Annotated in this window: 22 protein-coding genes; 5 read left to right on the top strand and 17 right to left on the bottom strand. The window is 54.0% G+C overall.

What is annotated here, in order from left to right:
- Positions 1-205: 205 nt before the first annotated feature.
- Positions 206-556 (top strand): hypothetical protein, encoded by a 351-nt coding sequence (locus tag IRJ17_RS10495; RefSeq protein WP_173597561.1) that lies wholly within the window; start codon positions 206-208, stop codon positions 554-556.
- Between the two features lie 47 nt (positions 557-603).
- On the opposite strand, the gene IRJ17_RS10490 is transcribed toward IRJ17_RS10495, so the two are convergent.
- The 3 genes from IRJ17_RS10490 to IRJ17_RS10480 form a co-directional block, all read right to left on the bottom strand.
- Positions 604-2025: an MDR family MFS transporter gene (locus tag IRJ17_RS10490; RefSeq protein ID WP_302053648.1), complete on the bottom strand. Its 1422-nt coding sequence runs from the start codon at positions 2023-2025 to the stop codon at positions 604-606.
- Between the two features lie 189 nt (positions 2026-2214).
- Positions 2215-2994 (bottom strand): helix-turn-helix domain-containing protein, encoded by a 780-nt coding sequence (locus IRJ17_RS10485; RefSeq protein WP_173597629.1) that lies wholly within the window; start codon positions 2992-2994, stop codon positions 2215-2217.
- Between the two features lie 151 nt (positions 2995-3145).
- On the bottom strand, positions 3146-4000 hold the full coding sequence (locus IRJ17_RS10480) for a LysR family transcriptional regulator (protein ID WP_122964641.1): 855 nt from the start codon (positions 3998-4000) through the stop codon (positions 3146-3148).
- A 135-nt stretch (positions 4001-4135) separates the two neighbouring features.
- Here IRJ17_RS10480 and IRJ17_RS10475 point away from each other — a divergent pair, with 135 nt between their 5' ends.
- Positions 4136-5107, top strand: a complete 972-nt coding sequence (locus IRJ17_RS10475; RefSeq protein WP_242774568.1) for a DMT family transporter — start codon at positions 4136-4138, stop codon at positions 5105-5107.
- A gap of 117 nt (positions 5108-5224) precedes the next feature.
- Here the strand turns inward: IRJ17_RS10475 and IRJ17_RS10470 are convergent, their stop codons facing one another.
- From IRJ17_RS10470 to lplA, 7 genes are all read right to left on the bottom strand, one after another.
- Complete coding sequence (locus IRJ17_RS10470) at positions 5225-6577, bottom strand: penicillin-binding transpeptidase domain-containing protein (RefSeq protein ID WP_242774566.1); 1353 nt, start codon at positions 6575-6577, stop codon at positions 5225-5227.
- Entirely contained in the window at positions 6561-7091 is a 531-nt protein-coding gene (locus tag IRJ17_RS10465; protein ID WP_122964638.1) for an RNA polymerase sigma factor, read from the bottom strand. The genes IRJ17_RS10470 and IRJ17_RS10465 overlap by 17 nt, the downstream gene beginning before the upstream one ends.
- A gap of 133 nt (positions 7092-7224) precedes the next feature.
- A complete protein-coding gene (locus IRJ17_RS10460; protein WP_122964637.1) occupies positions 7225-7740 on the bottom strand; it encodes an SRPBCC domain-containing protein in 516 nt (171 codons plus the stop codon).
- Between the two features lie 2 nt (positions 7741-7742).
- Positions 7743-8114, bottom strand: coding sequence for an ArsR/SmtB family transcription factor (locus tag IRJ17_RS10455; RefSeq protein WP_122964636.1), 372 nt, complete (start codon positions 8112-8114; stop codon positions 7743-7745).
- A 223-nt stretch (positions 8115-8337) separates the two neighbouring features.
- Complete coding sequence (locus IRJ17_RS10450; RefSeq protein ID WP_217022271.1) at positions 8338-9285, bottom strand: ABC transporter substrate-binding protein; 948 nt, start codon at positions 9283-9285, stop codon at positions 8338-8340.
- A 291-nt stretch (positions 9286-9576) separates the two neighbouring features.
- A complete protein-coding gene (locus tag IRJ17_RS10445) occupies positions 9577-10473 on the bottom strand; it encodes an aminoglycoside 6-adenylyltransferase (RefSeq protein WP_242774564.1) in 897 nt (298 codons plus the stop codon).
- 180 nt (positions 10474-10653) lie between these two features.
- Positions 10654-11646 (bottom strand): lipoate--protein ligase, encoded by a 993-nt coding sequence (lplA, locus tag IRJ17_RS10440; protein WP_122964634.1) that lies wholly within the window; start codon positions 11644-11646, stop codon positions 10654-10656.
- Between the two features lie 330 nt (positions 11647-11976).
- On the opposite strand from lplA, the gene IRJ17_RS10435 reads away from it, so the two are divergent.
- Positions 11977-13734 (top strand): methyl-accepting chemotaxis protein, encoded by a 1758-nt coding sequence (locus IRJ17_RS10435; RefSeq protein ID WP_242774561.1) that lies wholly within the window; start codon positions 11977-11979, stop codon positions 13732-13734.
- A gap of 14 nt (positions 13735-13748) precedes the next feature.
- Here IRJ17_RS10435 and IRJ17_RS10430 read toward each other — a convergent pair whose 3' ends face one another.
- Together IRJ17_RS10430 and IRJ17_RS10425 are read right to left on the bottom strand one after the other, a co-directional pair.
- On the bottom strand, positions 13749-15533 hold the full coding sequence (locus IRJ17_RS10430) for a sensor histidine kinase (RefSeq protein ID WP_242774559.1): 1785 nt from the start codon (positions 15531-15533) through the stop codon (positions 13749-13751).
- Positions 15523-16245 carry a response regulator transcription factor gene (locus IRJ17_RS10425; protein ID WP_242774557.1) on the bottom strand — a complete coding sequence of 241 codons (723 nt, stop codon included), beginning with the start codon at positions 16243-16245 and terminating at the stop codon, positions 15523-15525. Before IRJ17_RS10425 ends, IRJ17_RS10430 begins: the two co-directional genes overlap by 11 nt.
- 195 nt (positions 16246-16440) lie before the next feature.
- Between IRJ17_RS10425 and IRJ17_RS10420 the strand changes: the two genes are divergently transcribed.
- Positions 16441-17439, top strand: a complete 999-nt coding sequence (locus IRJ17_RS10420; RefSeq protein WP_242774555.1) for a M23 family metallopeptidase — start codon at positions 16441-16443, stop codon at positions 17437-17439.
- Positions 17440-17574: 135 nt separating this feature from the next.
- Positions 17575-18282, top strand: a complete 708-nt coding sequence (locus tag IRJ17_RS10415) for an ArsR/SmtB family transcription factor (protein WP_122964629.1) — start codon at positions 17575-17577, stop codon at positions 18280-18282.
- Here the strand turns inward: IRJ17_RS10415 and IRJ17_RS10410 are convergent.
- The 5 genes from IRJ17_RS10410 to IRJ17_RS10390 all read right to left on the bottom strand — a co-directional run bounded on the left by IRJ17_RS10410 (position 18279) and on the right by IRJ17_RS10390 (position 23578).
- Positions 18279-19163, bottom strand: a complete 885-nt coding sequence (locus IRJ17_RS10410; RefSeq protein WP_173597552.1) for a DMT family transporter — start codon at positions 19161-19163, stop codon at positions 18279-18281. The two genes, IRJ17_RS10415 and IRJ17_RS10410, sit on opposite strands and share 4 nt — an antisense overlap.
- 91 nt (positions 19164-19254) lie before the next feature.
- Positions 19255-20415 carry a GNAT family N-acetyltransferase gene (locus tag IRJ17_RS10405; protein WP_242774553.1) on the bottom strand — a complete coding sequence of 387 codons (1161 nt, stop codon included), beginning with the start codon at positions 20413-20415 and terminating at the stop codon, positions 19255-19257.
- Positions 20393-21739: a F390 synthetase-related protein gene (locus tag IRJ17_RS10400; protein ID WP_242774551.1), complete on the bottom strand. Its 1347-nt coding sequence runs from the start codon at positions 21737-21739 to the stop codon at positions 20393-20395. The genes IRJ17_RS10405 and IRJ17_RS10400 overlap by 23 nt, the downstream gene beginning before the upstream one ends.
- Positions 21727-22587 carry an MBL fold metallo-hydrolase gene (locus IRJ17_RS10395; RefSeq protein WP_173597550.1) on the bottom strand — a complete coding sequence of 287 codons (861 nt, stop codon included), beginning with the start codon at positions 22585-22587 and terminating at the stop codon, positions 21727-21729. The genes IRJ17_RS10400 and IRJ17_RS10395 overlap by 13 nt, the downstream gene beginning before the upstream one ends.
- Entirely contained in the window at positions 22577-23578 is a 1002-nt protein-coding gene (locus IRJ17_RS10390) for an NAD-dependent epimerase/dehydratase family protein (RefSeq protein WP_242774549.1), read from the bottom strand. The genes IRJ17_RS10395 and IRJ17_RS10390 overlap by 11 nt, the downstream gene beginning before the upstream one ends.
- Positions 23579-23597 lie beyond the last annotated feature (19 nt).

Genomic DNA, 23597 nt, shown 5'->3' with positions numbered 1-23597 from the left:
TAGTGAAATAACCCCTTCACATAGATCTTTACATCCATTTCTTCGTTAAAAATTACAAAGTGCGTATGGTGCTTGTGATATTTGTAATATTTGTAAAATACGGTATTATAATCAATAAATTATCACACCGAAAAAGCAATCTCAATAAATTTATTTGATAAATCTAGACAAGAATTTACAAAGCTCTTTCCAAGGAGGGAAAACTATGAAGACGATTTACAAAAATTTTTATTTGTGGAGTGGCTGCTTGTTAGGGGCTTTAAGCTCCATTCTCAGCATTTACTTGTGGTACGTAGCAACGATCCGTGATGGTTCCATTAAAGGAATGCCGTATATGATGATTTTTTTCATCTTGCTCCCTGCTTGTTTTGCTCTCATCTCCTCTTTGGTAAATCCCCCTGTCATTTTGATCTCATTTGTTTGGGCATCTCCCTTGTCGTTATACATGCTCTTTACCTACTCAAACATCGGTGTGTGGTTTGGGGTAACCTGCATCTGTTATCTGGTGTCCGCTGTTTTAAAATTTCAAGGATTACGCCATGAACAAACTATATAAAAAACAAGCCAGCCCAAACCTGCGTTTGGACTGACCTGCTCCTTCGATCAATGCGCGGATGCGCCCTGACCTTCCCATTCTTCTTTTTTTGGCGGAACCGCCCGCTTGAGGAACATAGATATGATCCAGGCAAGCACGACCAGAGCGAAAGCCAGGAGGAACGCGCTTTTCATTCCTGCCATCATGGCGAGCACCTTTTGGGCTGGCTCGGCTTCTGCTCCCCCGAACTGGGCCAAATACTTGCTCGTGCCGTTCGTCATGATCGTGACGAGCAGCGCCGTCCCGACGGCTCCGGCTACTTGCTGCAACGTACTGATGATCGCTGTGCCGTGCGGATACAGCTTCGGCGGCAGCTCGTTCAAGGCGTTGGTCATGACTGGCATCATCAGCATGGAAATGCCGAGCATCAACAGCGTGTTCCAAACCATGATCGTGAGGTAGGAAGTAGACACGGTAATAAAGGCAAATTGCCATAGCGTATTGCCGACCAACCCAAGTCCGATGAGCGCCAGCCACTTGGCCCCGAAGCGGTCAAAGAGCCGTCCTGTAATCGGCGACATGATCCCCATGACGATCCCGCCCGGCAGCATGATCAGCCCCGCATGAAACGGACTGTAGCCCAAAGCGTTCTGGAGGAAAATCGGCAGCAGCATCATTGCCGAAAACATCGCCATCATGACGATCATCATAATAATCGTGGACATCCGAAATACTTTGTACGTAAAAGCGCGCAAATCGAGCAGCGGCTCATCCAGACGCAGCTGCCGCCAGATGAACAGGATCAGGGAGATCACTCCGATCGTAATCGGAACGAGCACTTCATTGCTGCCCCAGCCTCCATGCCCTTCTCCGGCGCTGCTGAAACCAAACACAATCCCGCCGAACCCACAGGTGGACAAAAGCAGGGAAAGCACATCTACTCGCGGGCGGGATGTTTCCGTTACGTTTTTCAAGCGGAAATAGGCGAAAGCGATGACGAACAAGGCAATCGGCAGCACTCCGTAAAAGAGGGCGCGCCAGCTGAAATGCTCGACGATAATGCCGGACAGCGTCGGCCCAATGGCTGGGGCAAAGGTGATCACGATTCCGATCGTGCCCATGGCCGATCCCCTTTTTTCAATCGCAACGACAGACAAGACGACATTGGTCAGTAGCGGGAACAACAGCCCCGTTCCCGAAGCTTGCAGCACCCTGCCGATCAGAAGCAGCTCGAAGCCCGGCGCAAGCGCTGCTGCCAGCGTTCCCAAAGTAAACAGCCCCATCGCTGACAAAAACAAGGCTCTCGTTGTAAACCGCTGAATGAGAAAGGCCGTCACCGGAATCAAGACGCCAATGACGAGCAAATAGCCAGTCGCCAGCCATTGGGCTGTGCTTGGAGAGATTCCGATATCATCCATGATTTTTGACAAGGCAACGTTCAGCAGCGTCTCATTGAGAATCGCAACAAAAACCCCCAGGATCATCACCATGACCACGAGAAAGTTGCTTTTGCTCCCGAAAGTGCCTTCATTATGCTTTTCCTCTTGCTGATTTTTCACTTGGTTTCTCCTTTCATAATCCAGCTGTAAAGTTCCCACTCCATCTCTTTACGTTAATCAGTAAGCTATCCTAGCCTACCACGAATCATAGGTTATGATTTCTTTTCGATTGCTATGATGTTACTTCGCCACCCGGTTGATGAAATGATCCATCAAGAGCGGCAAGGAAATCAAAATAGGCGGGTCGTCGGGATGAGGCTCGTAGAGGGTAACTTGCTGATGTGGAACGGTATTGTTCGGTGTGACGATGATCGGTTTTTTCGATCGGGTGCGCAACGTGGAATGCGGCAAAAGAAAATCGATCGCCTGCGTGCCCCAATCGACAGAAGTAGCCATCAAATAATACGTGCCAGGCGCGACGCCCGTAAAACAAAAATCGCCAAGGGACGGCAGAAGTGTCCCGTACAAGGGCAGCCCTTCGGGAATCGGCTTGGCAAACAAGCCAATCAAAATGACGCCGTGAAAAGGAGCCGCAGCCGTAACAGTCCCGCTGATCCGCAATTTCGTCTCCGCAAACGACCTCGCCATGCTCCAGTCGGAAAGCAGCTGCAAAGTGCGCAGCTGGTCGTCTGCCCGATGCGCTGACTCGCGGAACTCGCTTGGCGATATGCCCACTTTTTCCGTAAACCGGGTAGAAAACGTCCCGAGGCTTTGCTGCCCGATTTCCAGGCCGATATCGCGGACGCTCATGTTGGTGCGCAACAAAAGATCCTTAGCCTTTTGCAAACGCATCGAGGATACGTAGTACAGCGGTGACAAGCCGATTCTTTCCTTGAAAATGCGCGCAAAATGATACTGGCTGTAGGCGACATGACTGGCCAAACGGGAAAGTGGCAGAGGCTCATCGAGATGTCGATGAATATAAGAAATGACCTCGTCAATTTCGGTGTATCGGTCAATCACAGAAGCTCCACCTTCCTTCCACCTGTCATCGTTTACGAACCGAAACAGAACGCTTGTTCGCCATATAAATTTACCACAATTTTCTCTTATAGAAAAGGACGAATTTCAAAATTTTACATAAAATTATCAGTTTAATCCATAGGTCTCGTTACCCGCTATGTCGTCCGATTTCAGCCAAAAACGATTGCAGCGTGCTGGTCATGGCCGCATCTTTTCGGCGTATGAACATCGTCGTCACATCCCGGTATGGCTTTGGCACCGGATGCATATGGATTTGCCCGCTTTCCGCGAGCTGCCGTACCGCCGACTTGGGCAAGATCGTCATGCCGATGCCTGCTGTGACACCTCCGATGATCGTCTCATACGTCCCGAACTCCATCACTTTTCTGGGAATCACTCCTTCCAGCTTCATCCAGCCCTCCAGCCTCTCCCGAAACCCGCAACCTTTGTTGTATAAAAGCAGCGCCTTCCCTGGCATGTCATCCATGGTGAAGGAGCTTCCTTTGCTGACCAGCACCAACTCTTCGCTAAACACCTGCATCTGCTCGATCAACGGATGGCTGATCGGACCTGTGACGAACGCCCCGTCCAGCTCCACATCCAGAACCATCCGCAGCAAATGCTCGGTCACGCCTGCCGTAAGCGACAAGTCCACTTGCGGAAAGCGGCTGCAATAGGCAGACAAAAGCTCAGGCAGCCGATTGATTGTCTCCACCATCCCGATGGACAGCACACCGGAAGGCTCCGAGCTTTGATGAAAAAATCGGTGCATGTCATCCAGCTTCGTCAAAATATCGCGCGAATATTCCAGCAATCTTCGTCCTTCTGTATTTAATGTCATTCCCCGCTTGTGCCGGTAAAACAGCGGCGTTCCCAGCTCTTTTTCCAACAGCTTGATTCTGGCCGTCACATTGGACTGCACATAGCTCAACTCCGCTGCGGCCTTGCTCACGCTGCCCAGTGTCGCTACCATGTGAAAAATTTTTAAATCGTTCAGCTCCACCCTTGCTCTCTCCCCATCTGCTTTCCATATCCATCACTGAAAATGATGCATTTTTTGATTATCAATCATTATACTAACAGATTTTCATCCCGTATGATGTGGAAGATGCTTCAGATGGAAAGGAAGAGTTTTCACATGAACAACAAGTCACTCCTTGCAGGAACCGTGTTATGCGCACTTGCCAGCGCGTCGTGGGGAGCGATGTTTCCTGTCGCCCATATCGCCCTGCAAAAAATCGATCCGGTTACGTTCGCGTTTTTGCGCTATTTATTGGTCAGTATGCTGCTATGCGGCTTGCTTTTGGCAAAAGAAGGACGGTCCGCCTTTCGTCTGGAGGGGCGCGGCGGCGCGTTGACCTTCTTCGGCACGATGGCTTTTACGGTGTACAACATGGGTGTTTTTATGGGGCAAAAGCTGATGGGAGAGACGGGAACGATTGCGGCGGCTATCATGGAAGTGCTGATGCCGATGATCTCCATCGTCCTGATCTCGCTCAAGACGAAAAAGCTGCCGCCTGCTTACAGCGTCACCAGCATCGCGATTGCTCTCGCCGGAGCGCTTTTGGTCATCACAAACGGAAGCCTCGCATTTTTCATCACGGCAAGCGAGCAAATTTTCCCGCTGCTGCTCATCTTCGCAGGCGTTGTCGGGTGGGTCGTCTACTCCATGGGCGGCGCGCGCTTCGTTGGCTGGTCGACGCTGCGCTACTCGACCTTGACGTGTCTCTTGGGTACGTGCGTTTCTTTTGGCGTGATTGCGTCCGCTATTTTGTTGCAGTGGATGCCCGCGCCAAGCTGGGAGAGTGTGGTTGCGATCAAATATGAGATGGCCTTTATGGTGCTTTTGCCGGGACTGGTTGCCCTGTTAAGCTGGAACGAAGGAATCAAACGGCTTACTCCGCTCAATGGAATCTTGTTCATCAATCTCGTCCCGATCACAACGTTCGCCTTGATGGCGATGCAAGGCTATGAAATCAGCATGTTCGAGTTTTACGGCACTTTGCTCGTCATTTTTGCCCTGATCCGCAACAACCATTTTCAGCGCAAACAGCTCGGATATCGGAAAAAACAGCAAAAGGCGAACCGTGCCAGGGTGCCGAGTGTCTGATTGCCGTTTCCAGCCTCAAACGAACTTGCCGGAAACAAAAAAGGATTCGCGGGAGCATGCCGTGTTCCTCACGAATCCTTTTTCAGATTGCACCCGCTGGCTAGTCATTGTCGCTGTTCATCGCTTTTGCAATTGCTGCACATGCTGCAAGCTGTTGCTCAACACCTCCTGAAAGGGCGGAGCTACGACTTTTTTCCAGCCAACTACAGGTAACTCGCTTTGCGGTTCATCGATTTCGACATACACCAAAACTTTTGGCTGGTCACTCGGCGCGAATCCGATCACCGAAACGGTATATTTCCCGTCAAGTGCCTTCCCTTTCGGATCGGTTTTCTCGACTACACTGTGCTTCGCTGCCACCGTAACATTTGGCAAGCCAAGTCCGATTCCTGAGCCACGCGCGCTTGTGACCACCGATTCCAGCATGTCGCGTACCTTCCGGGCGGTTTCTTCCGAGACAACCTGCCGAACCATGTACCGATTGTGTTCGTCCGTACCTGCCTGCTTGTACAGATGCGGCTGCATCAGCTTTCCGCCATTAGCGATGGCCCCCACAGCTGCCATCTGTTGAAGCGGAGTTGCCGCACCGCCCAGCCCCGTTGCCGCCAATGCCGCCTGCCTCGGTTCGTCCATATTCGGCAGCTTCCCCGCCTCTTCGTTCGCTGCCTCCACCCCTGTTTCGCGTCCGAAACCGAACCGTTCGAAGTATTCCAGCAACGTATCCCCGTGCAAACGTTCGTGGACGAGCTTGGCAAATGCTACGTTGGATGAGCGCAGAAATCCTTCCAGAAACGTGATCTTCCCCCAGCCGATGCCGTTGTTGAAATCTTTGATCGGTTCGCCGGGAATCCCTTTATATGTACCGGACTCGTATATCTCCCGAGGGTCGAACTTCCCCTCTTGAATCGCTGCCGCCAGTGTCACGATCTGATAGGCTGCACCAGGATTAGGCTGCGCTTTTCCTGCGGCGGCAAAACGTTCCGCATCGTCCGTCGCTCCGTTTTTGCTTCGGCTGCCGATCGCCAAAATCTCGCCTGTGCCCGGATCGGAGACAATCACCGTCATTCGCTCCGGATGAACAGCGTCAAATGTCTTCGCGATTGTTTGCTCTATCGAAGTCTGGATTTGCGCATCAATCGTCAGCACAGCAGCTTCTTTCCCTGCTTCTGCTGGCTGCCCGTTGACGTCTGCCCTTGCTGCCTGCGTGCTCTGGCCGCCTGAATGAGCAGGCGCCAGGGAGGATGGGGATGGCAAAAACGGCGAAGCGAACCACAGCATGCCCAATAATGCGGCTACGCCTCCGCCTCCGATGACGTAGCGATACGCAGCACGCCCCCTCCGCTTTTTGAGCAGCTCTTTTTCACGTCGCAGCTGCTGGATCACCTCGCGTTGCTTTTCCTCCTCCATCCTGAGCGTCGGAAAAGATTGCAGCAGACTGCTAACCTGTTTTTCTTCAAAAGATGGCGTCATGCAGATGAACCTCCTTGCCGCTATTGGACATGCGTTTTTGCAGAGCTTTGACTGCCCGGTGCAGCGTGGTGCTGACTTTTGCTTCGCTCCATCCCAAAATTTCGGCTGTCTCTTCCGTCGATATGCCTTCGATCAGGCGCAAGATCAAAACTTCCCGATACGTTCTTTTGAGCTGGTTCATCGTGTGGTAAACCTCTTGCAACTGCTCTTTCAGCACTAAGGCATTTTCGGGCGAGCGCTCTTTGGAGCGGAGAAATCCAAGGACCGTCTCCGGGAACCAGTCGATCATTTTTTGCTTGCGGCTATGGTCAATCGCTGCGTGACGCGCGATGGACAGCAGCCACGTCCGCGGTTGCGCCCTGCCCTCGTAACCGGATAAAGCCTTGAGCGCCTTCGTGAACACTTCCTGAACCAAATCTTCCACATCTCTTCTTCCCGTAAAATACGCCAAATACTGGTACACGTCGTTGCCGTATCGGAGAAACCATTGCTCGATTCTGTCATCCGGCTCCATTGCTTCGCTCCTTTGTTACAGCGTTGTATTGGATTAGACGAAAAAATCCGATTTGCTTACAGTTTTTGTCCAAAAAATGTTCGGGAATAAAAAAACAGGCCGCCAGCTTCGCAGCCAGGCGACCTTTGTGTGCTTATTTTAGCTCGTTCAGGCGCTCTTCCAGGCGATCCCACGTTTCGGTGATGCCTTGCAGCATGCCCATGTCCATAACGGTTTTGAGCGCCTCTGCCGACACGTACTCGGCGCGGTTGACCAGCTTCGTCCGCCCTTCCTGGTCAATAAATTCCAGCGTGACTCTGGTCGATGGCATCTCCGCATTCGCGTTTCCTTCGGCGTCCGAGAAATAGTCGGTGTACACAATCCGGTTCGGCTCGTCGATTTCCTCGTACACGCCTTTGCCCCACGATTCCATGCCGTAAAACTCGCCCTGATTTTGGTCGACACATTTCATGCAGTAGTGCCACACTCCTTCCGGACGAAAATCGATATGACAAACCGGAACTTCCCAGCCTCTTGGCCCCCACCAGCGTTTCAGGTGCTCTGGCTCTTTAAACATTTGGAACACAAGCTCGCGCGGCGCGTCGAAAATACGCTCCAGCACCAGGACACGCTCACCCTCAACTCGCGAAACGATTGCATTTCTGGACATGGTTATTCCTCCTTGTTTTCGTGCATTTGTTCAGGACGATTTTGGCCCTGCAATTCCCGCAAGTAATCCTCTAGGTTGTCGTACCTTTCCTCCATAACTCGCTGGAACGATTTCACCCAGGCATCAAGCGCTTGAAATGGCTCTGGCCGGAGTCTGTAGATTCGACGGTTGGCTTCGGCCTTTACTTCCACGATGCCGTTTTCGCTGAGTACCTTCAGATGCTTGGAAGCCTGGGGCTGACGCAACCCGAGCCGCTCGGCGATTTCGCCTACAGTTAGCGGACCTTCGCGCAAAAGCTCCACGATATTCAGTCGATTCGGCTCAGCCAAAGCGCCAAGCGTCGTCATGCCCATGTCCGGAATGTCCCCTGACATGTTGTTCACCTCATTACGTGATGACCTCCAGATTGCCGTCTCCTATCTCATCATTGTGGTCATCTTTCTGTTATCCTAAATATACACGAAAAGGAATATTCCTTCAAGAGAATGTTTCAAAAAAAGAAAAAGACCGGAAAAAAATTCGTTTTTCTCCGGCCTTGCTTGCTGTCACGCTTGCGTTCCCGACAGCCCGATCCTTTTTCCAGCTCAGCTTGTACGCTTATTGCTTTTTCAGCAACATGCCGCCAATCTCGTCGAGCAGCATTTCCTTGCCGAGCGGGCCAAACGCTTTTGTATTGAATGTTTCGTTCGTTACTTCATAGAGATGGTTTTGTTGAACGGCCTTGTTGCTTTTCCACACCGGGCTCTTTTTCAGCTCCGCGTAAACTTCATCCGCCTTGCCGCCAAAATTGACGAGGAACAGATGGTCAGGCTGGAACTTCGTCAAACCTTCCAGCTCGATCATTTCCATCGTTTTATCGGCAGGTGTGCCTTCTGCCGGCTTCAGTCCGAGATCGGTGAACAAAATATCGGCATATCCGTAGTTGCCGTACACGCGGAACAGCTTCGGCGTTACAGCCAGGAACATAAAGGACTGATCGCCGTAAGCTTGCTTGAGCTGCTCACGCATTCCTTTCGTCTTCTCGTCGTAGCCAGCCAGCCATTTGTTCACGTCTTCTTCTTGTCCGAACAAGCGACCGATTTCCTTGAACTTGTCGCGCCATTTGTCCATGTCGGTTTCCAGCACGACGGTCGGCGCGATTTTCGCCATTTGCTCGTACAGCTTTTGCTGACGGTTGTTCATGATGATCAAGTCTGGCTTCGCTTCGATCACTGCCTCCATATTGATCGAGTCATCCCACATCCAGCCGACAGGTTTGACGTCTGGCAGCTTGTCCGTCAGGTGGGACATGACTTTTGTTTTGTATGTATTGGCCGTAGCAATCGGCTTGTGCTCCAAAATCAGCAGCTCCTCGGCTGCTCCCGATACGTCGGCAATCCGTTTTGGCTCTGCCGGAATCGTCACTTCCCCCATCAGATGCTTGACTACGCGCGTCGCAGGCTTCTTGTCCGCCTCCGGTGCCGTTTGGTTGCTTCCACAACCGGCAAAAACAGCTGTGACTGCTGCAATCAAGCAGGCCAGTACGATTCGTGTTCCTTTTTTCATACGCTCTTTTCTCCTTGCCACTTGGTGTTTTGTGTGAAACAGTTTTCTGATAATAATTCTCATTATCAGCGACAGAGTAGATAATCACATATTCGAACGCTTATATCAATGGTTTTTATTTATGTCGTGAATATAAAAAAGGCTGTCCCATTGTCTTTCGACTTTGGGAACAGCCTCTTTTTCCTTTCAAAAAGCCACTCTATGCGGTACGAGCTTGCGCTTTTCGCCCTGGCTCAGCGCACGTTTGGCGGTCAAACCTGGACAGCACCTGTCAGGCGTTTCGCCGTCTTTTCATGCGTGGCGATGGTGATCGCGGTCAAAAATTTGTTTGGCATCAGGAGCAAGCTGTGAAACACGATGCAAGTAGCTCGTCACGCGCTCGTCATCGTCGTGCGGGTACTCGTAGCCGAAAGCGTCTGCTACCTCCCCCGCGACTTCGCGGAACAGCTCGCCCATCGCGAACAGTGCCGTCCAGACGCCTTCGTAGCTGCCTCCCGGATAAGTGGACAAAAGCTTTTGCCAGCGCTCGGCAGACAAGTGTGCTTCCAAATATTTGCCGCTCTTCCCGATGCTCACAGAAAAATCGGTTTGAATGCCCACCCGCCACTCGATCATTTTCAGCAGCATCGGTCGCACGTACCGATCCAGATGCTCGATGGCAAACAAAATTTCTTTTCGCCACAAGCCTTTTGCCACATACGTCGACACCCACCAAAACTCGTTGCAGCAGTCGCGGAAGAATGCGGCAGAAGGGCGTTTCACCCAGTAGTCTTCATCCGTCGGCGCAGGTACGTGCGGCAAGCATTGATCCTTGTCGAGCAGCACGACCAATAGCTTGTCCTCCTGGCAATAGGCGTCCTTTTCCTCAAGCGGGATCAAGGTCAAGTCGATCCGGTTTCCGTCGGCAAACAGCATCAGGTAGGAAAAACGCTCGCCCAGCTCTGGCGGAAACATGCTCATCGCTTCCGGGGTTTGCAAAATGATTCTCTCGCCGAATCGATCAATCCATGCCGGCTCGTCGAGAAACGACTGCATATCGGTGACGAGAAAGCTGATGTCGTAATCTTGAAACATGTCCTTGGGAGCGCGCGGATTGGTCCGCGAGCCTTCCAGTGTCACCGCGCGAATCCGTTCGTCTGCCCGCGCAAAATCGAGTACCAGCGCCATCATTTCACGTTCTGTTCTCATCGTCTGCAACCACCCTTTTTGCGTGACAACTGCCTCGCCATTTTCCTCCATGCGGATGCGAATACAGCCGCTTGCGGTCGGTCGGCGAAACCGTCACGTCCGATTTGTTTTTTGACTTGCCTTCCGCAAAAAACAAAGTCTGGCGGGCGGGCCGCGAATCTGAGTGAGACGATGAGCGTGTTACACGATCAACAGCGACACGAACGACTCCCGGTCGAGATTGCCGAAAAACTCCTGCAAGTTGACCAGAGCGATCCGCTCGGTGACAGAGGGACGGTCGTACGGCGTGTCGCGCAGCAGCGCTTCCAGCTCCGCCACGTCTCTCACGCCGAAGAAATCGCCGTATATTTTGGCGTCCTTGATTTTTCCTTTTTCGATATCCAGTTGTACTTCGATGCTGCCGACGTTCTCGAATCGCTTGGATTGGCGATAGTTGCTCTTCGGCGATTTGCCGTAGTTCCAGTCCCAGCTTTGGTAGCGGGCTTTGGACAGCTCGTGAATCTTGTCCCAGTCTTCGGCGGTCAGCTTGTACTCTTCCACTTCTCCCTCTCCGAAAATCGAGTGGAGAATCGCCAGGCGAAACTCTGCAATCGTCATGCTTTCCGGCAAAAATTCCGAGATATTCGCAACCCGGCTGCGGATCGATTTGATCCCTTTGGACTGGATTTTCTCGGCGTTTACTTTCAGTGCCGAGACGACGTTTTCCATTTCCGAATCAAACAAAAGAGTACCGTGGCTGAACATCCGGCCTTTGGTCGAATACTGCGCATTGCCAGAAATTTTCCGCTCTCCGACCTGGATGTCGTTGCGCCCGGTCAGTTCGGCTTCGACGCCGAGCTTTTTCAGCGCCTGCACAACCGGCTCGGTAAATTTGCGGAAGTTGTGAAACGATTGGCCGTCATCGTTCGTGATGAAGCTGAAGTTCAGGTTGCCGAGGTCGTGGTAGACGGCCCCGCCGCCAGACAGCCTGCGCACGACGTGGATATGGTTCTCCTCCACATAGGCAGAGTTGATCTCTTCAATCGTATTCTGGTTTTTTCCGATGATGATCGATGGTTCGTTTATGTAAAACAGCAAATAGTCGTCACTTGCAGGCAAATTTTTCAATGCGTATTCCTCAATAGCCAGATTCATGCGAGGGTCCGTAATTCCCTGGTTATCTATGAATTTCATCACGCTGCCTCCATCCCGATTGGATTTACATCCTTTCTATCATACCATGAGTCGCTGGCAAACACCGCAGTTGCTTTCCCTATCATTTCCAGAAGCTGCAATCCTTTCAACGCCAGACCCAAAACGTTCCAAAAACTTTTGGAAAATACGCCAGAACAGACTAAAACAGTGCTTTACTTCTGTCGATAAAAGTCATAAGCATCGTAGTAAAACTCCAGATGGATCGGTTTCCCCTGCTGTGAATCCACAACAAAAAAGCGTCAGCCTGTGGTGATCATCTTGGTGTTTCCTTCATGTCCGAAATCTTTTGAAGCAGCGAGGTGTTCATTTATGAAAGCAGCCAAGCAAGCCAAGTTCGTTTCCTTGCGCACGAAGCTCGTGATGATGTGTTTGCTGTTACTGGCAATCCCCAGCTTAGTCATCGGTTTTCAAGGCTACAATTCCGCCAGCGCCGGAATGAGCGACTTGGGTTCGCGCATCCTGAAAAACAACGTGCATTTGACGATCGAAATGATCGACGCCCTGCAAAAACAGGTCGATGCCGGCAAACTCAGCAAAGAAGATGCGCAAGAGCAAGTAAAGGAGCATATTCTTGGCCCCAGGCAAGCGGACGGCAAACGCCCCATCAACCCCAATATTGATTCCGGTGCAAGCGGCTACATGTTCGTAGTCGATCAACAAGGAATCATGCTCGCCTCTCCTTCCATCGAAGGGCAAAACCAATGGGACAAAAAAGGTCCTGACGGCGTGTACTTTACCCAGGAAATAATCAAGCGGGGCTTGAATGGCGGCGGGTTTACGTACTACCAGTGGACCAAGCCAAACGAACCTGATGTGATGTATCCGAAAGTAGCCTACTCCAAAGCTGATCCGCACTGGGGCTGGATCGTAAGCGCGAGCAGCTACATGGAAGACTTTGACGGTCCCGCCAACAAAGTATTGTACGATCTTTTGATTACCCTCGGCATTTTCCTGCTAATCGGCTTCGCAGTTTCCTGGATTTATTCCGGTCATATTTCCAAACCGATTGTGCAAATGGCAACGCGAGCAAAACAAGTAGCAGAAGGCGACCTTACCGGAGAAAAAATCGAGATCAAAAACCGGGACGAACTCGGTCAGTTGGCCGATGACTTCGCACTCATGACCGACAATTTGCGCCAGTTGATTTCGCGTGTGCGCCTCGGCTCGGAGCAAGTCGCTTCCACCTCTGAACAGTTGACCGCAAGCGCGGAGCAGACGAGCAGAGCCACCGAACAAATCGCCGTCACCATGCAGGAGATGGCGGTAGGAACAGAAGACCAGGCGAAAACGGTCGATGCCACATCCGAAACGATCAATGAAATGTCGGCTCGGATGCAAGACATTGTAGACAATACCGAGTTGGCGACGCGCACTGTAGAGACAGCCGCCAAAACCGTAACCAGCGGAAACCAGGCGATTGAGACTGCCATCGCGCAGATGAACTCGATCAGCACCACCGTAAGCGGCTTGGCCGAATCGATCAAGCTGCTCGGCGACCGTTCAGCCGAGATCAGCAAAATCGTCGAAGTGATCACTTCCATCGCGGAGCAAACCAACCTGCTCGCATTGAATGCGGCTATTGAGGCTGCGCGTGCGGGTGAACACGGACGCGGCTTTGCCGTCGTCGCCAATGAAGTGCGGATTCTCGCGGAGCAGTCCGCCAAATCTACCCAGCAGATCAAAGACTTGATTGCTGCCATTCAGATCGACACGAACAGCGCCGTTCTGGCGATGGAATCGACGACTTCCGAAGTGTCGGCCGGAATCGAAGTGGTGAATGACGCAGGCAAAGCGTTCCACGGCATTTTGTCCGGTACGCAAGAAGTCGCCAGTCAAATCCAGGAAGTGTCCAACGCGACCCATCTCATGTCGGAAGGCTCTGCGCAAGTCGTGTATGCCATCGAAACCATCGCCAAAACAGCAGAATCGACCGCGTTTGGCACGCAAAACGTTTCCGCCGCTGCCGAAGAACAGCTTGCCTCGATGGAAGAAATCTCTTCCTCTGCTGCTGCCCTGTCCGAGATGGCGGAAGAATTGCAGGATTTGGTCAAACAGTTCAAAGTTTAGTTTTATGCTTACGTTCAGCCGCCAGCTTGTTTTTCCAGGCTTGGCGGTTGCGTTGTTTTCCAGGTGATAGCAATGACAGTTCCTTGCCCTTTGGCAGTCTCGACCTCAATCGAGCCGCCCAACGCTTCCACCAACGCTTTCGTGACGGCCATGCCGAGGCCCGAGCCCTCTCCACGGGTTTCGGTATCCGTACCGCGGAAGTACCTCTCGAACAAGCGCTCCGCCGTTTCCTCGTCCATTCCTTTTCCATTGTCGGCAAAAGTCAGCTGAACAGTCGACGACCCGCTCTGCCGCAAACCGACCGTGACAGTTGTGCCCGCTTCGTTGTGCAACAAGGCGTTGGCGACCAGATTTTCCACAATCCGCTGAAACCACGGCTTGTATACGTGCATGTAAAGTGACGTCTCAGCCGCTGGGTCAAAGCGAATCGAACCCGCCGCGTACGCAGGATGGTTCGCTACTTCCCTGACTACCTCTCTCGTGTAGCTGTTCAACTCCACAAGCTCGACAGCCGGAGCTTCTTGTCCGTTTCGCAATCGATACGTAAGCGTCAAGTCATTGATCAACTCATCGAGGTAAGCGGACTTGTCCAAAATGATTTCCGCAAACGAACGCGTCTCCTCTGCACTCCAGCTATACGCCTCATTTCCCAGCAAGTGCGCGTACCCTTTGATCGAGGACAGCGGCGTTTTCAAATCGTGGGATACTCCGGCGATCCATTCGTCGCGGATGCGCTCGGTTTCCTCCCTCAGCTTCTCGTTGCGGTGCAGCGATTGCGACAAGGAATCCAGCGAATCCATGACGTCCTGATACACGCGGTAGTTGCGCTTTCGCCGTCCGCGCTTGTCCATGCTTCGCGCCATTCCGTTTGCGCCCGCAGGCTCGGCATAGCGCCCCCTGCGCAGGTGGGTCAGCCATTTCATCATGTGGACGATCGGGGCGCCAAAGCGTTGTCCCAGCCAGTACGCCACAACCAGAATGACCAGCATCGAGCCAGCCAAAAGCGAGCCTAAGCCAACGAGCAAAACTTGAATCTCCGGTTCCAGCAGCGGCTTTTGCCCAGGCTTCATGCCTGCAAGCGGGGTGCTCAACACCCACGTTTGCCGCTTTTCCTTGTCATAGTAGGAAACGAGCTTCGTTCCGTACCGATCCGGATACACGGAGCGCAAAGCCAACTCTTGCAGCGAAAAGTCGTGAATCGCTTCCGGCGGCTTGTTGAAAGAAGCCAGCTCGTTGCCTTTTTCATCGAGCAATTGCAGCCAGGCGCCCTCGCTTCTCACTCTGTCCGCCAAGTCGGCATCAACTGCAATCTCGGCGCCTGTAACCGTAGAACTGTCGATGAGCAGCTTTAAAAACTGTTCCTGCTTTTTGCCTACTCCGTACACCAGCGTGTGCCGGACGCCATCTTTCTCCTGTATCCACAAAAACAGCTGGTACGGAAACGGACTTTTTCCCAGCCAATAAGCGGTAAGCTCTCCCGGCCCATACGCGTGCGGCACGTCATCGGGCGTGAAAAACGAATCGGTGACTTTTCCCGATTCATCCAGGCGTTGCAGCCAGCCCCCGCTCTCGCGAATCAGCTCCAGCAGCTGCGGATCAAAGTAAAGCTGCCCGTCGCGTGATTCAAGCGTTTGAATCAACTGGTACAGCCCGGCATTTTCAAACTGGCGGTTCGCTTCAATCTGCGTCATGCGATCGATGATCCAGAAAAGCGCCACGCCACCCAGGATCGATAGCAACAACCCGACAATCACCAGCCAGGAGATCAGCCGGATCGCCAGCCGATTTTTAAAGTTCATGCGGCAGCCCTTTCTTCATCAGCTTGTAGCCAAGCCCGCGCACGTTCACCAAATATTCCGGTTGCGCCGGATCAGGCTCGATTCGCTCGCGAATCCGATGAATGTGCACCATGATCGTATTGTCGTCGCGAATGCTGTGTTCTCCCCACACCCGCTCATACAGCTCACTTTTGGCAAAAATGCGATTCGGATTTTTGCACAGAAACAACAGCAACTGAAACACGAGCGATGGGCACGCGATCAGCTTGCCTTCCACATACAGCTCTCCGGCGATTTCGTGCACCTGGAAGCGTCCGAAATCAAAAACGCCGTTGACCGCGCTGGCATCCACAGGCTGCAATTTGCGCGAACGGCGCAGCAACGCCCGAATGCGGGCGACAATTTCCATCGGATTAAACGGCTTCGTCACATAATCGTCTCCGCCCACGGCAAAGCCCGTCAGCTTGTCGAAGTCCGTATTTCTCGCACTCAAAAACAAGATCGGCGCTTCCGTCAGTCTGCGGATAAACGGACATGCGTCGATTCCGCTCATCTGCGGGAGCGTCACGTCAAGGACGATCAGGTCGTAGGCTTTTTTCTCGCAAGCAGCCAGTGCCTCTTCCGCTGTTTTGGCCTTGTCGATCGTTTCGAATCCTTCTTTGCGCAGCACCGTCTCCAGCAACTGGAGGATCGCCTGCTCGTCGTCCACAAGAAGAATAGCGGCATCCTTCACCTTGCATCCGCTCCTTTTTCTAGCTTCATCCCTCATTTTACCATGTCCCTTGCGCCCGCAGCTTTTCAAGCTACCTTAACGGAATCATAATTTTGCCTGTCCGATTTAAGTCGGGCGTAAGTTTCCGTTTCTTTGTGGATAAGAGTAGCTTTTTATAATGGAGGCAACCAAGACGCGAGAGGATGGAAACAGAACATGAAGAAAGTCTCACTGCTGTTAGGAGCGTACGCCATGCTGTTGGTCGGTTGCGGAACCGCTACGCAATACCTCGGGAAGCCGCCCACTCAAGCTGGAACAGCGCAGGGCGCGGCAGAACAATCGGCGACAAAGCCAATCAAAGCTGAACAGCTCGGGCAAGCTCTCCTTGCCGGAAAAGCCGCTGCCGTCTACGATCAGACCAGCGCCGATTTCAAGCAAAGCATCTCCAAAACCGATTTTGAAAACACGTTTCAACAGTTGAACGCGACGATAAAAGAATGGAAGCACCATTCGCAGCTTCGTTTGAACCGCGACAACTTTTACGACACCTGGCTGGATCAGGACGGGAAGTTCGCCCTTACCGCTGTTACGGACTCGAAAGGGACGATTACCACCCTGCTGGTCAAGCCGCTGGAAACCTTCCCGGCTACGGACAACACCTTGACGAAGCTTTCCTATCAGGCGCCGTTCAAGGGCGACTGGTACGTGTTCTGGGGCGGGCAGGATGTGTTGTCGAACTACCATTACGCGATACCGACCCAGCGCTATGCCTACGACATCATCAAAATCAAGGACGGCTACTCCTACTCCGGAGATGCCACGAAAAACGAAAGCTACTACGCCTTCGGGCAAGAAATTCTCGCGCCGCAGGACGGAACAGTCGTGCATGTCGTGAGCGATATTCCCGACAACGTTCCCGTCGGCATCATGAACGACAAGCAGCCTGCCGGAAACGTGGTCGTCATCGATCATGGAAACGGCGAGTTCAGCTATCTCGCCCACTTGAAGCAAGGCTCGGCAAAAGTGAAGGTCGGTGATCGGGTGAAAAAAGGCGATTTGCTCGGCTTGTGCGGCAACTCCGGCAATTCCAGCGAGCCGCATCTGCACTACCAGGTTTCCGACGGCAAAGACTTGTTCTTGAGCAAGTCGATCCGCGTGCAATGGGAGGGCGGGCTGAACCCGCGTCAGGGCGAAACCGTAAAAGCTGGCAACTAGCGCCCCCGAACGAAAGCACCTAATGAAAAAGTCCGCCCTTGGCCTTGTCCCGGCTCAAGTGACGGACTTTTTCTTGTCTTCACACATACATTTCGTTTATGATCGAACTATCAATGTGAAAGCAGGTGGATCGAGATGAGTACCAGTCCGAATATCGCCGAGCTTGCCTCCCTGATCGGCGAACCATCCCGTGTGATGATGCTGGTCAGCCTGCTCGGAGGAAAAGCGCTCCCTGCGAGCGAGCTGGCGCAAAGCGCCAAAGTGACGCCGCAAACAGCCAGCACGCATCTGGGAAAGCTCGTCGAAGGCGGACTTTTGACCAGCGAATCGCATGGCAGACATCGCTACTATCGGTTGGCGAGCCCCGAGGTGGCCCATGCGCTGGAGGCGCTTTTGACCATTTCTGCTCCCCAGCCCGTTCGCTCCTTGCGCGAGTCCGATCAGATGCGGGCGATCCGCTATGCGCGTACGTGCTACGATCACCTCGCCGGAGAAGTCGGCGTCGCCTTGACGCAAAAGCTGATCGCGCTCGGCATGATCGAGGCATCCGGACAAGATTTTGTCCTGAACGAAGCCGGAAAAAGCAAGCTGCGGTCACTCGGCGTCGAGGTCGAGAGCAGCCCGAAAAGCAGACGGCGGTTCGCCCGTCAATGCCTGGACTGGAGCGAGCGTCGCCACCATCTCGCTGGCAGCCTGGGGGCTTCGCTCACCAACCGCTTGTTTGAACTGGGCTGGATCGAACGAATCCCCGGCGGACGTGCCGTGCGCGTCACACCAAAAGGCACGAGCGGGTTCATCGCGGAGTTCGGCCTTGACGTCACAGGCGAAAAAGAACGCGTCTAGGCGAGCTTTCCCGACTCTTCGCGCTGCTTCCGGGGCGCAAACGTCCAGTTGACGAGAAAAATTCCGGCAAAAATCAGGCAACCTCCGGCGTATACGTTCCACAACACAACCTCCCCGAGCAACAGCCAGCCGGACAGCACGCCGAAAAACGGGGCGAGAAACAAAAAAGCGCTGGTGCGTCCAGGATCACCGTGGCTGAGCAAGTAAAACCAGGTGGCAAACTGCACGATGGACGCCATGATCGCCAGCCAGAGCACGATGAAGATCGACTCCGGCGCAATGATCAGCTTGGGCGTCTCCAGCGTCACGCCCATGATCAGGAGCAAAATTCCGCCGCACAGCATCTGGTAGGCCGTCAGCACCCAGACATGAAACCGCACGCCCCAGCGCTTGACCAAAATCGTCGCGATCGACCAGGCGAGGGCCGAGCCGATTCCGAACAGCGTTCCCGTCTCCCATTGCAGATGCGAGCCGAGTGTCAAAAATACGCCGGCAAGGCCGATCAGCACCCCGAGCCACTGGGAAAAACGGTAGGCCACTCCCAGAAACAACGTTCCCCAGATGACGACCAGAAGCGGATTCATGAAGGTCAAAATCGACGATTCCCCGGCAGTAATCGTTCGCAAGCTCAAAAAAATACAGCCCATGACCGCCGCCGTCTGCAAAAATCCGATCAGACCGATCTTCGCCCATTCCGTTCCCGAGCGGGGCAGCGGCTTTTTCCACACCCACAGAGCCATGAGCAGCCCGGCGAGTGTGAAGCGCAAACCGACAAGCAGCAGCGGCGAAAAGTAAGCCAAGCCGATTTTTCCCACCGCAAACGATGAACCCATGAGTGAAGTCGTGACTACGACCAATGTTCCGAACAAGAGCCGATTCATGTGATCCTTCCCCCTTCAAGCAAATGCTTCGCTGCTTTTCAGTGTATAGGGAAGAAGTTACGATCTGCGTCGAAGTGTGTATGAAAAGGCACTACAACTCGTATTTTTCCACCAATTTGATCCCGATTCGCTCAAGCAATACGGCAAGCGTCTGCCAAATCCACCGCCGATAAACAGGCAGGTGCTTGACGTACACAGCCGTGTATTCCGTCTCCCCGACGGCCCCCCTGTCTGCCTTGAACGCCCCGACTCCCGCGCTCTGGTGCAGCAAAAGGCTTCGCCGCTGTGCCTCCTGCACCAAAAGACTCGACAGCATCCGGTACAACCCCGTCTCTTTGGGCAGTCTGGTATCGTAGCCAAACAAAGGAGTCGTCATCACGCCGTTGCGGACGAAATAACCGAGTATGCCGTCCAGCCGCCCGTCCTTTTCCAGTCCGATCAGCGTGAGTGTCCGCTTGCGCATCGCAAGCCTGATAAAGTCCTCCGTAAACTGCGGGTTCAGCCGGGAGTATTTGTCCAGGTACAGAGCGTTGTACAGCTCGACGATCCGCCCTGCCTGACCTGCTTCCAGCTCATCGTGCCAAAGCACCCGGTAGCCGGACTTCTCCAGCATTTTCCGATCGCGGGACAGCGTATTGCGCACCCGCCACGTCCCTTTGCCTGGCCACTCCGGGTGAAACAAGTACACGTAGCGGCTCGGGACCATCAGGCAGCCTGCATCCTTCAGCCCTTTGTACAGCTCGGGACTCAGCTTCTGGCAAACGGAGCGGAACGCGATGATGTGCCGCGGCAGCTTTTTCGCGCAAAAGTGTGTGATTTCCCGCGCTTCCTGCGCCGTCCAGTCGTGGTACAAATTCGTGGACAACAGCCAGTTGTTCACAATCGCGATCCGGTTGCAGCGGCTTGCCTTCATCCATAAGCCAAGCGCGGCCAGCACAGGCGCGAGCAGCCTTTTCCACAGCCTGGAATCGAGCATGTCCAGCTCTTCGCGGGCGTAAGTGACAAAATGGGTGTACGGTGAACAAACATACGAATTGGCGTACTCCTGCTCATTCACCGTCACGGGCACGAGACGCCCTCCTGCGCGCAGGCCCAGCAGCTTTGTTTGCACGTTTTGGATGTGGCGCTCAGGAGAATCTGTCGCGAGTGTCGTCAAATAGTCGCGGGCGTAGTCGCCATCTGCAAGCTGCGTCCAGTCCAGCGCCAAAAGCTCGTCAGGCTCATACAGCCTAATCTCGTCCTTTTTGCTCATCGAAAGCAAACACCCTCTCTACGCGCCGCAATTTTTTAGCGCCCGAATGAGGCTGGTACGGCACAAAATGGATCGCGGGCACGACAGCGCCATAGGAGCGAATGACAGCCGCGAGACTTTGCCGCACCTCTTCCTGCACCTCTTGCTCGGAGTGCTGCCCGTTTACCAACAGCGCGACTTCCACCTGCTCTGCACCAAGCTGGCGAACCGTGTATTCCTCGATCTTCGCGGATGCCACCATCACAGCCCGCCGGATGAAATCCGGGAAGATGGAAATCCAGCGATCCTCGTGTTCATGCCCATGCCGGAACCAAAACAGATCGTCCGAGCGCCCTTCTATCGCTTCCAGTGCCATGAACACGGAGCCGCATGGACACGGCGTGCGCCGCTCCGTCAAAATGTCGTTCAGGCGGTAGCGGATAATCGGCTGCGTCTCGCGGGAAAAGTCGGTCAAAATCGGGAAAAACCGCTCCTTCTGCTCATCGAGATACTCTTTTTCCATCACGACGATATCTTCGTTTACGTGCAAAGTGCCGTACTCGCACGTGACAGCCAGAAGCCCTTCCGTGCACTGGTACACTTGATGAACGGGCTGAGCGAAGCTGTCCTGGATGTACGCCTGATCAAGCGGGTCGAGCACTTCCGCGACCGAAATGACTTTGATCGGCGATACCCGCAGTGCTCCTTGCTGCTTGGCTGTTGCCAGCATGCGCAGCATCGATGCCGGAGCGACCAGCACAGTCGGCTGATAGCGATTCAGCCGCTCGACGTGCTCTGCTAACGAATTTTGCAGATCAAAAAAAGCAAACTGAATGCGCCGTCTGTCTACGGCTGTGTACAAATTGCTGTTCGCCCGCAGGAAAAAGGCGATCCGTTGCTCAGACCAGAGCGGCCCGGGCAGCATTTTGGCCATAATCGTCCCGGCCCATTTGGCCTGCTCTTTTGGCCCGACGAGAAACAGCCCGCGATTGCCGGAGGTGCCTGACGACAAGCCGACCGTGACTCCTTTGAGCTGTGGCGTAAAATCGCGCGTGTTCTCCGCCTGCAGCGCCAGACGGAACGCCTCTTCTTTGGCGATGCGCCGCGTATTCAGCTCGTCAAAATGCTCCATCATCAGCTTTTTGTCAATCGGCGCGAGCTTCCTCCACTCTGCCTTGGACAAAGCGCCCATTCTTTTCAAGTAAAACGGCGACACAGGCAGTATCCGGTTCAGCAGCGCCTTGACCTGGCGATCTTGCCATTTTTCCAGCTGTTCTCGCGTGGAAAAGCGCCGGGCGAGCCACTTCGTCCGCACGTACTGCGCAAGCAGCGTCATGATCTCCATGAAAAATCCCCGCCCTCTTTCGTCGTCTCCCACACTTCGCTGCAATGCGTCGGCATGATCCGCAAGTCGTCTGCTCGATTGCGCGACAGGACATGCAGCTTGTGCAGCTCGTCGCGGTATGCCTTGCGGTCGGACATGATCAGCCTGGCAAGCGGATGCGGCAGCAAAAAGCGGCGGTACGCCTCGCTCGACCAGGCGGCATCCGCGCACAAAAACAGTTCGCCGTGATCGCGGTCACGCACAAACACGCCAAACTGGCCTTGTGCATGCCCGGGCAGATCGACCACCCAAGCGCTCTGGTCGCCAAACAGATCGTATCCTTTTGCATACGGCGCGTACTGCGCTGGCAGCTCCACCGGGGCCAGCCGATCCACAAATGTCACGCGTTCGGCAAAATCGGCAGGCATTAAATCAGGCAAGTACGCCTCGCGCACAGCAGCCAGTCCTGTCTTGTCCTTGATATGCAGATAGGCGCTCTCGTAGCAGTACAGGCGCGCTTTGGGAAAATCGCGCAAGCCGCCGATGTGATCCGCATGAAAATGGGAGAGCAAAATGCCTTTTACCTCATCTGCCGCGATCCCCCGCTGGTTGAGCTGGGCCAGCACGCTTTGCTCAGGCGCTGTCACGACAGGCGTCAAGCTGGCGTAAAGCGAGTACGGAAACGATTGGGTCGCCTGGAAAAACCGCGGCGAGTAGCCTGTATCAAACAGCCAAATGCCGTGCTGCGGGTGCTCGATCAGCCCGGCAAGCGCGTGAAAGCGAATCATTTTCACCCTGCCGCCTTTGCGCGAGAACAGTTCCAGCTGGCGGCAGTAGCCAGTGTCCAGCCACGTCAATTTAACGTCCATGTTCTGCCCTCCACCATGCCGTAAAAGTTTCAATCCCTTGCGCTATGCTCACGCGCGGCTCGTACCCAAGCTCCTGCCGCGCTTTCGTAATATCGAGCGTCTGCGACTTGGCGAGTACCCCGACGGAATAACGGGTCAGGATCGGCTCGCGGTAGCCGAGCACGGTGCGGGACAACAGCTCCAGCACCCAGGCCGCTCCGTACGCTTGCCAGTACGGCACCTCTTTCGCTCGCAGCGGCATGTCCAGTCCCCGGAACACATCCGTCAGTACGTCGATCAGCGTGACAGCCTCCCCGTTTGTAATGTTGTAGGCTTGGCCGAATGTGCTTGCAGGTGAATCCATGCACAGCACGAGCGCATCCACGACATTGTCCACGTAAGTCAAATCGATGAGCGCTTTTCCGCCCCCAATCAGCGGCACGTATTTTTGTTCGTTGGCGCGAATCAGTCTGGGCAAAATCGCATTGTCGCCCGGCCCGAACAAGGCGCGCGGGCGCAGCGTAATCGTCGGCAGCCCCTGCCGATGCGCCTTGTCCACTTCCAGTTCGGCCAAATGCTTCGTTTGCGCATACACGTTGGCAAAACGTTCTGGCAGCGGCGCATCTTCCCGGATGCCGTACGCATCGGCAAACGCAAAGTAAATGCTCGGACTCGACACGTGCACCAGCCGCTCAATCCCGTGCTTGTCGCATCCAGCAATGACATGGACGGTTCCGCTCACGTTCGTCTCGTACATGTCGCGAAACCTTCCCCACGGCGAGGAAAACGCGGCAACGTGATAGACGATCTCCTGGCTGCGGCATGCGTCTGCTACCGCCTCCCTGTCTCTAATATCTGTGCGGACAAAACGGATGCCCTGCTCTCGCAGTTGCCGCCCGATGCCCTCATCCCGTCCCAGCGCAGTCACCTCGTGGCCTTGCTCATGCAGCCGCTGCACCAGCTTTTGTCCGAGAAAACCCGTTCCGCCTGTGACGAGCACACGTTTTTTCATGTGCCTTCTCCCATCCTTT

The sequence above is a fragment of the Brevibacillus parabrevis genome, from assembly GCF_022701015.1.
In the GTDB taxonomy this organism is placed as follows: Bacteria; Bacillota; Bacilli; order Brevibacillales; family Brevibacillaceae; genus Brevibacillus; species Brevibacillus parabrevis.
Note: the sequence above shows the minus strand (reverse complement) of the source record. Positions and strands in the feature narration are given on the sequence as shown.

Coding starts and splice junctions, on each gene's coding strand:
- IRJ17_RS10495 (WP_173597561.1), top strand. CDS start 206: ATGAAGACGATTTACAAAAATTTTTATTTGTGGAGTGGCTGCTTGTTA.
- IRJ17_RS10490 (WP_302053648.1), bottom strand. CDS start 2,025: ATGGTGATGATCCTGGGGGTTTTTGTTGCGATTCTCAATGAGACGCTG.
- IRJ17_RS10475 (WP_242774568.1), top strand. CDS start 4,136: ATGAACAACAAGTCACTCCTTGCAGGAACCGTGTTATGCGCACTTGCC.
- IRJ17_RS10470 (WP_242774566.1), bottom strand. CDS start 6,577: ATGACGCCATCTTTTGAAGAAAAACAGGTTAGCAGTCTGCTGCAATCT.
- IRJ17_RS10465 (WP_122964638.1), bottom strand. CDS start 7,091: ATGGAGCCGGATGACAGAATCGAGCAATGGTTTCTCCGATACGGCAAC.
- IRJ17_RS10460 (WP_122964637.1), bottom strand. CDS start 7,740: ATGTCCAGAAATGCAATCGTTTCGCGAGTTGAGGGTGAGCGTGTCCTG.
- IRJ17_RS10455 (WP_122964636.1), bottom strand. CDS start 8,114: ATGTCAGGGGACATTCCGGACATGGGCATGACGACGCTTGGCGCTTTG.
- IRJ17_RS10450 (WP_217022271.1), bottom strand. CDS start 9,285: ATGAAAAAAGGAACACGAATCGTACTGGCCTGCTTGATTGCAGCAGTC.
- IRJ17_RS10445 (WP_242774564.1), bottom strand. CDS start 10,473: ATGAGAACAGAACGTGAAATGATGGCGCTGGTACTCGATTTTGCGCGG.
- lplA (WP_122964634.1), bottom strand. CDS start 11,646: ATGAAATTCATAGATAACCAGGGAATTACGGACCCTCGCATGAATCTG.
- IRJ17_RS10435 (WP_242774561.1), top strand. CDS start 11,977: ATGAAAGCAGCCAAGCAAGCCAAGTTCGTTTCCTTGCGCACGAAGCTC.
- IRJ17_RS10430 (WP_242774559.1), bottom strand. CDS start 15,533: ATGAACTTTAAAAATCGGCTGGCGATCCGGCTGATCTCCTGGCTGGTG.
- IRJ17_RS10420 (WP_242774555.1), top strand. CDS start 16,441: ATGAAGAAAGTCTCACTGCTGTTAGGAGCGTACGCCATGCTGTTGGTC.
- IRJ17_RS10415 (WP_122964629.1), top strand. CDS start 17,575: ATGAGTACCAGTCCGAATATCGCCGAGCTTGCCTCCCTGATCGGCGAA.
- IRJ17_RS10410 (WP_173597552.1), bottom strand. CDS start 19,163: ATGAATCGGCTCTTGTTCGGAACATTGGTCGTAGTCACGACTTCACTC.
- IRJ17_RS10405 (WP_242774553.1), bottom strand. CDS start 20,415: ATGAGCAAAAAGGACGAGATTAGGCTGTATGAGCCTGACGAGCTTTTG.
- IRJ17_RS10400 (WP_242774551.1), bottom strand. CDS start 21,739: ATGGAGATCATGACGCTGCTTGCGCAGTACGTGCGGACGAAGTGGCTC.
- IRJ17_RS10395 (WP_173597550.1), bottom strand. CDS start 22,587: ATGGACGTTAAATTGACGTGGCTGGACACTGGCTACTGCCGCCAGCTG.
- IRJ17_RS10390 (WP_242774549.1), bottom strand. CDS start 23,578: ATGAAAAAACGTGTGCTCGTCACAGGCGGAACGGGTTTTCTCGGACAA.